At 62.1% G+C, this 10,068-nt stretch carries 13 protein-coding genes; 2 read left to right on the forward strand and 11 right to left on the reverse strand.

Going from position 1 to position 10,068, the window contains the following annotated elements:
- The 5 genes from ACQZ6D_RS26215 to ACQZ6D_RS26235 form a co-directional block, all read right to left on the reverse strand.
- On the reverse strand, positions 1-168 hold a 168-nt coding region (locus ACQZ6D_RS26215), incomplete at its 3' end, for a DUF736 family protein (protein WP_174046813.1).
- A gap of 671 nt (positions 169-839) precedes the next feature.
- A complete protein-coding gene (locus tag ACQZ6D_RS26220; protein WP_045231726.1) occupies positions 840-1,778 on the reverse strand; it encodes a hypothetical protein in 939 nt (312 codons plus the stop codon).
- Positions 1,778-2,704 (reverse strand): ArdC family protein, encoded by a 927-nt coding sequence (locus ACQZ6D_RS26225; RefSeq protein ID WP_045231727.1) that lies wholly within the window; start codon positions 2,702-2,704, stop codon positions 1,778-1,780. Before ACQZ6D_RS26225 ends, ACQZ6D_RS26220 begins: the two co-directional genes overlap by 1 nt.
- A 69-nt stretch (positions 2,705-2,773) precedes the next feature.
- Positions 2,774-2,920: a hypothetical protein gene (locus ACQZ6D_RS26230; protein ID WP_158006698.1), complete on the reverse strand. Its 147-nt coding sequence runs from the start codon at positions 2,918-2,920 to the stop codon at positions 2,774-2,776.
- 97 nt (positions 2,921-3,017) lie between these two features.
- Entirely contained in the window at positions 3,018-3,617 is a 600-nt protein-coding gene (locus ACQZ6D_RS26235; RefSeq protein WP_045231728.1) for a hypothetical protein, read from the reverse strand.
- Positions 3,618-4,134: 517 nt separating this feature from the next.
- Here ACQZ6D_RS26235 and ACQZ6D_RS26240 point away from each other — a divergent pair.
- Positions 4,135-4,440, forward strand: coding sequence for an alkylphosphonate utilization protein (locus tag ACQZ6D_RS26240; RefSeq protein ID WP_045024867.1), 306 nt, complete (start codon positions 4,135-4,137; stop codon positions 4,438-4,440).
- Between the two features lie 19 nt (positions 4,441-4,459).
- Here ACQZ6D_RS26240 and ACQZ6D_RS26245 read toward each other — a convergent pair whose 3' ends face one another.
- From ACQZ6D_RS26245 to ACQZ6D_RS26270, 6 genes are all read right to left on the reverse strand, one after another.
- The gene (locus ACQZ6D_RS26245) at positions 4,460-4,669 is read right to left on the reverse strand and encodes a hypothetical protein (RefSeq protein WP_045231729.1); all 210 of its coding nucleotides are present in this window, start codon (positions 4,667-4,669) and stop codon (positions 4,460-4,462) included.
- Positions 4,666-4,974, reverse strand: a complete 309-nt coding sequence (locus tag ACQZ6D_RS26250) for a hypothetical protein (RefSeq protein WP_045231764.1) — start codon at positions 4,972-4,974, stop codon at positions 4,666-4,668. Before ACQZ6D_RS26250 ends, ACQZ6D_RS26245 begins: the two co-directional genes overlap by 4 nt.
- Positions 4,971-5,858, reverse strand: a complete 888-nt coding sequence (locus ACQZ6D_RS26255) for a DUF7007 domain-containing protein (protein ID WP_045231730.1) — start codon at positions 5,856-5,858, stop codon at positions 4,971-4,973. Before ACQZ6D_RS26255 ends, ACQZ6D_RS26250 begins: the two co-directional genes overlap by 4 nt.
- Positions 5,855-6,328 carry a hypothetical protein gene (locus tag ACQZ6D_RS26260; RefSeq protein ID WP_045231731.1) on the reverse strand — a complete coding sequence of 158 codons (474 nt, stop codon included), beginning with the start codon at positions 6,326-6,328 and terminating at the stop codon, positions 5,855-5,857. Before ACQZ6D_RS26260 ends, ACQZ6D_RS26255 begins: the two co-directional genes overlap by 4 nt.
- A 96-nt stretch (positions 6,329-6,424) precedes the next feature.
- Positions 6,425-8,185, reverse strand: a complete 1,761-nt coding sequence (locus ACQZ6D_RS26265) for a ParB N-terminal domain-containing protein (protein ID WP_045231732.1) — start codon at positions 8,183-8,185, stop codon at positions 6,425-6,427.
- 380 nt (positions 8,186-8,565) lie between these two features.
- Positions 8,566-9,549: a zinc-dependent alcohol dehydrogenase family protein gene (locus tag ACQZ6D_RS26270; protein WP_045231733.1), complete on the reverse strand. Its 984-nt coding sequence runs from the start codon at positions 9,547-9,549 to the stop codon at positions 8,566-8,568.
- An 82-nt stretch (positions 9,550-9,631) separates the two neighbouring features.
- On the opposite strand from ACQZ6D_RS26270, the gene ACQZ6D_RS26275 reads away from it, so the two are divergent.
- Positions 9,632-9,991 (forward strand): winged helix-turn-helix transcriptional regulator, encoded by a 360-nt coding sequence (locus ACQZ6D_RS26275; RefSeq protein WP_045231734.1) that lies wholly within the window; start codon positions 9,632-9,634, stop codon positions 9,989-9,991.
- The last annotated feature ends 77 nt before the right edge of the window (positions 9,992-10,068 follow it).

Here is a 10,068-nt window from a genome sequence, read left to right on the forward strand (position 1 = left end):
ACCCGCGCCGACCTCGACGCCGTTGCCGGCGGTGATGCGGAAGTCCGGAGCGTCGCGCGAGACGCGCTCGATGGGGTTCAGGCGGGCCTTCATGCTGACGGTGAGCGTGCGCACGTTGCCGATGATGGAGTTGTTGCCGTTGGTGGTGAATTCGCCGATGACTGCCATTGTCGTGTTCCTTTTCCGGTTTGCTCGGGCCGCGCCCATCGCGTCCTCGATGACGGTGTTAAGACCGACGGCGATCGACGCCGCACCGCTGGCGGCCGGAACGAAGTGGAGGACGGCCGGGAGCGGCTTTCTTGGCCCGCGAGGAATGCGAACCTGTTCGCAGGGGAAGAAAGTTGCGTATGGCCGTTGCGGCCAAGGCGATCGAGACGAAGGCGTCCTTCGGTCACAACAGATTCATCGAGGTCTGCGTGGGTGTGGCCTGTCCGAACCGGATCGACCACGACATGCCGCGAGACCAATCGTTGAACTCACCACCAGCACGCCGCTGGCACAATCGTTTTCGGGACCATGCTCACACCACGTCACGGCTGCGGACCTGCCGTTCCCTTCGACGCCATCGCCGATGGGTGCGTCTGCATTACCGACCGTTCGACATCAGAGCCATCTTCGACTGGATGGTGTCTCCTCCCAACCGGCAAGGGCCTCCGCTATGCTGCGATCCCCCTTGCCCTCAGCGCCCCACACCGCAACGGCTGGTCGGCATGGAACGTGTCCCCCACTTCAGAAACTGACTGGGCCGGCGTCTTTCACGGCAGAGTTCCACCATATGGCGGTGCCTCTTCCGCTCCAAATGGAGCGGTCAGCCGTTACCGCAGCGCCGGAAGGCTGCCCTAGACGCCACACATGCCTTCGCATTCGATGGGCCAGAGATCGAGTTGGCCATGATCGGCGGCCGTCGACAGGTCGGCTTCGTCAAGAGGAACACATGAGCGATGAAGATAAACTTCGCCACGGATGCGTCGAATGCCGGTCCGCAGCGCTCGATCGACTTTCACCGCGTCTGCCCAGGCTTCCGGATCATGATCACGCATGTGGCGCCAGCGTCCGTTATCGTGAAACGGGCATCCGATGCAGGCCGATTTCGGGGGCGTCGGATAATCATGACGGCGCAACCAGGCCAGGCAATCGCGCCTGCTCATGCGTTGTTCGATCAACGGCCAACGATTGATCTGCCAGTCCTCGAACGAGGGTTTGATCCGGCTGGCCTCGTCTGTCGAAATGCCAATCCACTGCTCCGCGACGGGATGATCAGGTGATCGCTTGCGCGTGAGGCCCAACAATTCCCGGACCTTCCTCCGGATCGGCACGATCTTGTAATCCGCAGTGCAGGCCCTGCGCATCATGCCGATCGATACGGTCTCGCGCGATGTCGCGCGGGAACCGATCTGGACGAGTTCGCCGTCGTCGTCCTCATCGAGAACCGGTCGTGCGCTCCCGGCTGGCGTCACGGTTTTTGCAAAAGCCGGAATCGAAGCCCACCGTTTGCCGGCAGCGGCGTCCATGAGATTGTCGCGAATATTGCCGGCCGAGACGACATGGATCGGGAACGGAACGACATTCGGCGACATCAACCATTCAAGATGATCGTAGACGGCTTTTGGCTCCCAACCAGTATCGGCGAAGATCGCGCAATCGGGCATCGGCCCGATCTCACCATGCGCTGCCATCAACGCCATGGTGGTGGACTGGACGCCGGCGCCGAGCGAAAGCGCCCGCAGCCGGATCGGGGAGGACGCGCCATCCCCGGTAAAGTTCGACACCTGGAGCATCAGGCCGCCTCCTTTCCGGAAGCTGCCTGCGGCTGAAGGTCGTGCAGATAGGCGACAGCGCGCTGCGCATGCGCCGCCGCATTGAAGATCGCCCGCTTGTCGGATCCGAGGATTTCGGCCCAACTCTGGATATAGGCGGCATGATCCGGCCGAGGCTCCAACTCTGGCACGATACCCAGATCGGCGCAGATCATCGCTGCCCCAAGCTCCACCAGCATCTCTTCGAACGCCCTCTCACGGCGATCCTTGTGGTAGCGGCTCAGGTCCCTGTTCAGTCGGGCGGGACCGCCCGCCCAATGCAAGGTTTCGTGCGCTCTCGTCGCAACGAAAGAGGCCATGTCCCGGAACTGTTCGGGCCGCGGCAGCTGGATGTGGTCGGAGGCAGGAGAATAATAGGCCTTGTCGCCGCCGTAACGGACGACAGCGCCCGTGTTATCGAAGAAGCGATCGGCATGCTCGATACGCTCGAGCGGTTTCGCGATCGGTTCGGGGCGACTGTAATAATGATCTGCAAGGCCATCGATTTGATCGCAATTGAAAACTGTATAGGCCTTCAGGAAGGGAATATTGCGCTCGACCTCTCCGCCGCCCGCGTCCGTCTCGGTTTTGGTGAAGCGGCTGGCATAGACGACGGTCGCGCCGCTCTCGCCCTTGCGCACGTGAGCGCCGAGTTCGTTTGCCTGGCGCAGCGTCATCCATGTTGACGACATGAAACCACTGGCGACGCTCTCCGACCACAGAAGCAGAACATTGAGGCCGGTGTAAGCTTGTCCGTTGTGACGAAGCGGCCGGCTCACCCGGCCCGATAGATTGGCCGCACTCCACGGCTGCACCCATGGGCGCACGCCCTTTTCCAGATCGGCGACGATCCTGTCGGTGATGCGTGCATAGATATCGGTCCGCGTGTTTGCTGTTTTCCTGCTCATTTCCAAACCTCCGTTTCAGGAGGCCGCGCCCATCGCGGCCCCGTCGCGGAGGGCCGAAAGCAGGAGCGATCAGGGGGAAGGCGCACCGGAACGGCCGGAACGCCAGTGGAGGACGGCGCAGCCGTTGCGGCTTGCCGCCGGATCCTGCAGGACCGACGAACGGGACGGGGCAGCGATGTCGCCCCGCGTCTCTTCGTCTTTCCTCTGTTTCCCCATTGAGCTTTACTCCAACGGCGACACAAAAAATGGCCGCCTCGGAGTGAGACGGCCTCGTCCCGACGAAGGCGGAGCTGGATGCTCCGCCGGAGACGTCTCAGCCAAGAGCGTCCATCTGCGCTGCGGCCGCCTTGCGGTCGAGCGTCTGGCCGGGATTGTCGACCGGCCGATCGAAAGGCTTCCACGCTTCGCCGACAATCTGTTCGTAGGCTGCGACGGCGCCTTCAGCTGCCAGGCGGAGCGCGTGGGCCTGAATACCCATGTCGGCTGCGAACTCGCGCTTGCGCTGGGCGGCGCTGTCGTAACCGACCGGGCCATCGATATCCTCGTCGCGAGCGTCCGACGCACCCTTGGCGGTCGCATCGCGTGCTTCGGTGACGGCCTTGCTGTAGAACTGGCCAGCGCCATGGGCCGATCCGACATAGGCGCCGACGATGCGCTGGAGATGGATCTGCATCGCCCGTTCGCCGAGGCCCTCGGAGAGGCCAGTCGCGGTTTCGACGATAAGGCGCTCGTGCATGTCGCGGATGCCGTCGCTGTCGAGGATGGCCGTTCCGAAGCTTTCGGCGATCCGGAGCGCCTGCGCTTCATCGGGGCATGTTAGGCGGACCATTTCGATCGTGGCGCCCTTGCGGAGCTGCACGACACGGGCGGCAGGGCGAGAAGCTTGACGTGAAGAGGTTGCGGGCTTTGCCATGATGGTTTCCTTTTCGGTTTGCCCGAAGCGATCGGCCCCTTGGCCGTTCTGTCCTTCGGTGCGGTCGAAAAGAACCGGCGCAAGCCGGGCGGTTCAGGGTCCGGGCAGGCCTGATCGAGCGAAGCAGGTGGGCGGGCAAGCGGAACCCACGGTTCTGCGAAGCCCGCGTTCCTGTTTTGTCGAGAGCGGCATGACCGGCCGTCCCGCGGCGCGACAGCGGCCTTGAACCGGACGGGCGCTGGTTCAGACCGCCACGAAACCGAAGGACAGAACGGCCAAGGGGCTGATCCCGGATGCCGAAGCCGGAAAGGAGGTCATGCAAAATGCGCGCCAGGCCCGCACCTGCAAGCTGGTCTTTCCATGCTGACGTCACTGGTGCTCCACGTCGCCAGAATGGATCGCCGATATGCCCGATGTGCCTGTCAGATCACTCTGATTTGCTTGCCCCGCCTTTCCCCGATAGACGCGCATCTGGCGTTACGACCGACCAACAGTATTCGCGAAAGGAACACCGCAGATGAGCGATCATAGCGGCGACGATTATGTCTATGACGAAGCAACCGGAGAATGGCGTCCGGCATCCGAGATTTCCGCCGAAAAAGCAAAAGCCGCAGAAGTGCGCGACGCCTCCGGCAACGTGCTGGCCGATGGCGACTCCGTCGTGCTGCTCAAGGACCTGAAGGTCAAAGGCGCCGGCCAGACCTTGAAGCAGGGCACGGTCATCCGCTCGATCCGGCTGACAGACGATCCGGAAGAGATTGACTGCCGGCATGATGCAATCAAAGGCCTGGTCCTGCGCACCGAGTTCGTGCGCAAGCGTTGATCAGGGCTGTGCCGATTGCTCAAGGTTTCGGCAGCCGATAGCGGTCCAGCCAGGTCGGGCCGTGCGTGTTGCGCAGCTTGCGAAGGATCTGGCCGTCATCGCAGCGCGCTTCGCCCATCCAGACGGTGTTGAGGATGCGCTTCCATGATCGGCCGTGCCTCGCTGCGTAATGCTGAAGCGCCTTTACCTCCTGATCCGTGAGGGACGGAAGCGGTTCATGGCGCTTCATGGTATCGTCTCCTGCAATGCCGCAATCGCGGACTGCTGCCGCATAAGCTTGCGCGCCAGAGCATCGATCTCTGGCTGGCGCTGCGCGGTGATCGCCGCAAGATTGGAGCGGTAGCGGGTGAGGAAGGCTTCGGGTTCAGGAGGCCTGACGCGGCGATATCCGTATTTGCGCCGTCCAAGCGATGGGATCAGCGCGGTCATCCTGCGAATGATCTGGCGGTCGATCATGTCGAGCTGATGCCGCGTCTGCCGGCACGCTTCTTCCATGCGCCGCAATTCCGCCTGTCGATCGATGGACCGGTTCATGCCGCCGTCCTCCTCGTCCATGAGGCAAAGCTTGATGGACCGTCGTAGGCTGCGTGGCGCGCTTCATCGATGATGAAGCCGAAACGGCCCGCTTCGTATTCGGGTGACGGCACGAGAAATCGCCGTTCCTCGCCGCCATGATCGCGCCTGCCTGCGCGCGTGGCGATTACCTCGGTCATGCCTGGATGATGATCCGATCGAAGTGCCGAGATCACGATCCAGTCGCTGGCGTGCTCGAGCTCGAACGCGCGGCGATCCTTCACATGAGATTCGCCGTGAGCAAGCACAGTCGCAAAAATCGCCTCCCACGCATCGGGCTCCCAATCCTTTAGCGTCTCGCTGGCGCAACGCTTCTCGAAGCTGGTGAACAGTTCAGGGAAGGTGTGCGCCACGGCAGCCCAAGCGCAATCCTCCTCGTAGAACCCGTCGTCCGCCCGGAGCAGCGGATGGACCGCGCGGTTTCGGTCGGCCGAGAGCCTGAAGCCGCCGTGGCTTGCAGTGGAGTGGAATTCGATCCCCTCGGCATAGGTTGTCGAGTGCTGGGCCGAACCCCATGGCGTATGCACATGGGGGGCGGTATTCCGACGTCCGAGCGCCTGTATTTCGCGCTGATGTTCGGCCTGTTCGAGGACGTGTGCACTAAAAGCCGCCTCATCGGCGAGTTCGCCGCAATGACCGTAGAAGTCTCCCCGTCGCCACTCGGGAAGCGGACGTCCAATCTTCCAGCCGGTGGCCAGATAATGCCGCCCGGCCTGACCTGGCAGCATGGCAAAGGCGTGATCGCCGACGCGGGCGACGGGGAACCCTTCGCAGGACAGACCAAAGAAAACCCCCGGAAATCCGGGGGTGCAGTCGGGCATGTTCGTGTTGGGAAGATCGATCATGCGGCAGCCCTCCCTTCCACAACATCGGCGGCGATCTCATCCGCCGTGACGTCCTCGAGAACGGCGAACGGATAGCCATGGGTGGTCAGCCATTCCTCGGCAGCCTGCCGGCTCGCCGCGAGATGGACGAGCTCGGCGCTGTCGCCAGGGCGGTCGAAGACACGGTAACTGCCGACCGCCGGACGTTCGACGATGGTGAACATCAGGCTGGTTTCCAGCGAAAATGTGCGGTGGACGCGGATCGCAATAACACCGCCGCTGCCATAGTCGCCTTCGTGGAGCGTGAAGCTGGGCGGCAGGCTGATGTTGCCGGCGCCGCGCTCGTCCTGCTTGCGTATCAGCCGGCCTCTGCTGTTGTTGGTCTTCCACGCGGAGAGCTTTTTGCGATGGCGCTCCGGCGGGCGCGGCTGGCCGTTGGACCACGCCAGAACGGTGCCGATCGGCGCCAGGAATGCGAGATGTGCGGACATGTTGATCTCCTTGATCTTTAGAGTTGGAAACGAAGCCGCCGCCAGTGGAAATCACCGGCGGCGCACAATCATTCGGAAGGAGAAGGAGGGACGCGGCTACTCCGCGGCGATCCCGTAAGCATCCTGCTCTTCGTCAGGATCGACGGCTTCGGGAGCATCGTCGGCGCTGTCTGGAAGGTCGGCCTCGTCTTCGGGGGTGGCGAGGCCCTCTTCTCTATCAAGGTCGGACTCATCGACGTCTGCTTCTTCCGCGCTGTCGTCGGCATCGAGAACCTCGCCACTCTTGATGAGATCCACGATGTCCTGCGGATCGGGCGCGAAGAGTGCGGTCGTGTGAACGAAGCGCTCTTGCCTGAAATGATCAACGAGAGCCGCACGAGTCTCCCGCACCTTCTGGCGCGCAAGCACGTTCGCCTCCTTCGCCGCTGCTTCCATCGCCTGGCGAGACAGGCACAGCAGAAAGTCCTCCGCGCCCATGTTCGGCAGGAAGTTGTCGGCGCCGATCGCGTGACCTGCGATCCTGGAGATCACCCCGCTGTTGGACATACCCCGCCGGCACGACAGCACATCGATCAGCATCGAACGCGCGGCCACGCGCAGTGTCTCCACGTCGAAGGCGAGCCTGCCGTCTTCGCCGATCAGCCGGGCGGCGTGGCGCTTGAAGCGCTTCGACCCGAACACGGTATCGGTCGCGCCGGAATCCACGCGGACGTTCAGGCCGGCGAATGCAAGCACGAGCAGGGCCATCAGCATGTCGTCCTCGATCGGGGCGCGTCCAAGCGCCTCATGCAGGGCGTCGGTGCGGAAGTCGCCGATCATGTCCTGCCCCTTCTGGGTCACATCCGGGCGCGGCTTTGGCGTGTCGACGATTGCATCATCGGCTTCGGCTAGACCGCCCGCGGTCGCCGCGCCGCCTTTGCCCTTCTTCTTGTCCTCGGGCATGCGGAAGGCGACCGACTGCACCTTGCCGTCACGGTCGAGATACATGGCGACGTGGTCGGATTTCGAAGGCTTGCCGTAGACGCGTTCCGCCTTTTTGGGCAGCTCCGGCTGGCCCCAGTTGTTGACCTCGACGATCGACCCCTGCTTCGGAAGCGTCGTCGTCATCCATTCCTGCTGGGCGCCGAGAAACGCTTCCACGTTAGTGGTGTATCGGCTGTCCTGGTCAGCTGGTGCAAACAGATCCTCGACCCATTCGATTCCGTAGGCGCTGGCAAGATCGTCGCCGAAGCTCGCATCCTTGGCAAACATGCGCGTCTTTGAAAGAGACCGGGAGATGTTGTACCAGTCCGCCCGCTCGGTCTTCTTGGCCTTGTTCGCCTTCCACACCTCCCTCTGCTCGTCGAGCGAAGCGGCCGCGATGGTGCGCAGCTGCTGCTCGTTGGGGATATCGCCGAGCGCCATATGGTCGAGCATGGCCGGCAGCACGTTGGCCAGAAGCCGAAGCTTCCTGATTTGCCGGACCGGCAGGGCGAGCGCGATACCGATCGCTTCCTCGGTCCAGCCGAGAGCGACGAGACGTTCGATGCCACGCCATTGGTCGACGGCGCCAAGAGGCTCTCTCGCGATATTTTCGACCATTGAGCGCATGGCGCCATTGTCGTTGGCAGCCTCGCGGACGATCACCTCGATTTCCTCAAGGCCAGCGGCGATGGCCTGCCGGACACGGCGATGGCCTGCTTGGATGATATAGCCGTTGCCGCCATCGGTTTCGGGTGAGACCACTGGAGGTTGGATAATGCCGACAGCCTTCACCGTAGCCAGCAGCAGTGCATCGGCTTGTGGGGACGATTTCGAGCGGCGCGCATCGTCGGGATTGTCCTTCAGCCCGCGGGGGTCGAGTTTAAGGATTTGCATGAGATTGGCTCCTTCGGGGATTGCTGAGCCGGCGCCTTGCCAGCCCCTTTTTCGTCTTCAGTTCTTTCCGAAGACACTTCCCAGACCGCGGAGCGGACGGGCCGGTGCAACTGCGGCTGAGCATCCCTGCCCGGCTGGTCAAGCAGGGCTGACAGCCCTGCGCAGGGCGACGGGCCGGGATCGCGAGTGGCGCGGTTGAGCGCAAGCGTCAGCGGCCTGCCCGATCTGCGAGCAAGCTTCCCCCTTTCCCTATTTTCTCATTTCAGGAGAGCGATTATATAAATTCAAAATAATCGGTCGCGATTTGCGAAGACCGGATACAGAAAATCGACCTGAGATATGCGGTAGGCGCTTTGAGCCTTCTGCGGGTGCTGGTGTTTTTACGCGATGTTCACGACCAGTTTGCCGAAGTGTCCTGCATCACGAAGTGCATTATAGGCAGCTTCGGCTTCGGCGAACGGGAAGACCTGATCGACTTGCGGCTTGATGCCGGTTCTCACCAAGGCGGCGAGTGTCGCGACCGGACCGACATAGATCCCTTGCAGCGTGATCCTCTTTTCCAGAATCGCCCCTGTATCGATATGACCGTCAAAGCCGGTCAGCACGCCCATGAGTGAAATACGCCCATCGAACCGGGTGGCCTTGAGCGTTTGACTGAGCGTCGCGGGGCCTGCCACATCCACCGCCAGGTCAGCACCGACACCGTCCGTCAGACGCAGCACTTCGTCCTCCCAGGCCGTTGTGCGGCGATAGTTGATCATTTCATCCGCCCCGAGCGCGCGGGCACGCTCAAGCTTTTCGTCGGAACTGGAGGTGATGATGACACGGGCGCCCGCCAGTTTTGCGAGTTGAAGGGCGAAGATCGAAACGCCACCAGTTCCGAGCAGGAGGACCGTTTCACCTGGCTGCAAGGGCCGACGCTCGAACAGGGCCGAAAATGCGGTCACCCCGGCGCATGGTAAGGTCGCGGCCTCCTCGAACGTCATGGCATCGGGAATGCGCACGATACTGTTCGATGGAACAACGATACGTTCCGTCAGCACGCCGTCCATCGTCTGGCCGCCGAGACTTGTGGCCTTCTTCGCGGGGGTGATCGGGCCTTCCACCCATCCGGGCATGAAGCCGATTACGACGCGATCGCCGACCTTCCAGTCTTCCACGCCTTCGCCAACAGCTGCTACGACGCCCGCGCCGTCCGAGAGCGGAACAACGTCCTTGAAGTTCCTGGCAATAACCAGGTCCCGGTAGTTCAGCGAAGCAGATCGCACGTCTACGGCAACCTCGCCTTTTTCGGGCTGGCGCACGTCGCCTTGCGTGAGCTTGAGACGGCGGGTTTCGTTTCCGGTCAGAATGTATCGGTGCATGTGAGATATCTCCTTTTGAGAGATCCACCATAGGGATACAAGTCATATCTATGAAGTACACACAAATTACGCATGTAGTATCATGAATGATAGTATCCCCATTAAGCGCACACGCCGCCGCGCCGACAAGACGGGGTGCGCGGTCGAGGCAACCCTGTCGGTCATCGGCGGCATCTGGAAGCCGGTTATCCTGTTTCACCTCCTGGAAGGAAAGCTGCGCTTCAATGCGCTTTGTCGCCTCGTACCGGCCGCTACCCCCCGCATGATGACCTTACAATTGCGCGAGCTGGAAGCGGATGGGGTCATCAACCGGATTGTTTACCCGGAGGTGCCGCCGAAGGTGGAATATGAACTCACCGCGTCGGGCATTTCCCTTGCTCCCGTCCTGATAGCGATGCGGGATTGGGGAGAGCGACTTCAAAGAAACGAGGAAAACGCATAGGGCGATCAAGGTCGGACTGTCGCGAGACTTTCACTTGCGCGATAGAAACTCCCATGAAAATTCAACGCCGGCGATTT

It is taken from the genome of Agrobacterium sp. 22-3639C2 (genome assembly GCF_053522105.1).

Excerpts from the sequence above, each read along its gene's own strand:
- ACQZ6D_RS26220 (WP_045231726.1), bottom strand. The coding sequence starts at position 1,778 with ATGCTCCAGGTGTCGAACTTTACCGGGGATGGCGCGTCCTCCCCGATC.
- ACQZ6D_RS26225 (WP_045231727.1), bottom strand. The coding sequence starts at position 2,704 with ATGAGCAGGAAAACAGCAAACACGCGGACCGATATCTATGCACGCATC.
- ACQZ6D_RS26230 (WP_158006698.1), bottom strand. The coding sequence starts at position 2,920 with ATGGGGAAACAGAGGAAAGACGAAGAGACGCGGGGCGACATCGCTGCC.
- ACQZ6D_RS26235 (WP_045231728.1), bottom strand. The coding sequence starts at position 3,617 with ATGGCAAAGCCCGCAACCTCTTCACGTCAAGCTTCTCGCCCTGCCGCC.
- ACQZ6D_RS26240 (WP_045024867.1), top strand. The coding sequence starts at position 4,135 with ATGAGCGATCATAGCGGCGACGATTATGTCTATGACGAAGCAACCGGA.
- ACQZ6D_RS26245 (WP_045231729.1), bottom strand. The coding sequence starts at position 4,669 with ATGAAGCGCCATGAACCGCTTCCGTCCCTCACGGATCAGGAGGTAAAG.
- ACQZ6D_RS26250 (WP_045231764.1), bottom strand. The coding sequence starts at position 4,974 with ATGAACCGGTCCATCGATCGACAGGCGGAATTGCGGCGCATGGAAGAA.
- ACQZ6D_RS26255 (WP_045231730.1), bottom strand. The coding sequence starts at position 5,858 with ATGATCGATCTTCCCAACACGAACATGCCCGACTGCACCCCCGGATTT.
- ACQZ6D_RS26260 (WP_045231731.1), bottom strand. The coding sequence starts at position 6,328 with ATGTCCGCACATCTCGCATTCCTGGCGCCGATCGGCACCGTTCTGGCG.
- ACQZ6D_RS26265 (WP_045231732.1), bottom strand. The coding sequence starts at position 8,185 with ATGCAAATCCTTAAACTCGACCCCCGCGGGCTGAAGGACAATCCCGAC.
- ACQZ6D_RS26270 (WP_045231733.1), bottom strand. The coding sequence starts at position 9,549 with ATGCACCGATACATTCTGACCGGAAACGAAACCCGCCGTCTCAAGCTC.
- ACQZ6D_RS26275 (WP_045231734.1), top strand. The coding sequence starts at position 9,632 with ATGAATGATAGTATCCCCATTAAGCGCACACGCCGCCGCGCCGACAAG.